Consider the following 261-nt stretch of genomic DNA (forward strand, 5'->3'; position numbering starts at 1 on the left):
CTGCTATTTCGACAACGACGCAAAAACCAACGCACCGTTCGACGCGCAACGATTGATGGAGCGCCTCGGGCTGCACGCGCAGCAAGCGGCGGCGTGAGAGCTCGCCACGCCCGCGCCTATTTGCGCCGCTGCGCGAGTTTTTTCGCGTCCTGCAGCGCGGCGACGATCGCCGCATACGCGCGATGACGTGTCTCGGGATCGGGCGCACGCAAGGCGAACGAAGGATGATACGTCGCGACCACGAGCCGGTCGCCGTGTTCG

The 261-nt window shown here is 65.5% G+C and carries 2 pseudogenes; one reads left to right on the forward strand and one right to left on the reverse strand.

The window, feature by feature from the left end:
- Window positions 1-97: pseudogene (locus tag SB753_RS38515) on the forward strand (DUF72 domain-containing protein); the annotation flags it as partial.
- 19 nt (window positions 98-116) lie between these two features.
- Here the strand turns inward: SB753_RS38515 and SB753_RS38520 are convergent.
- Window positions 117-261 (reverse strand): annotated as a pseudogene (locus tag SB753_RS38520) (uracil-DNA glycosylase); the annotation flags it as partial.

It is taken from the genome of Paraburkholderia sp. SIMBA_053, from assembly GCF_046534895.1.
GTDB lineage: Bacteria > Pseudomonadota > Gammaproteobacteria > Burkholderiales > Burkholderiaceae > Paraburkholderia > Paraburkholderia caledonica.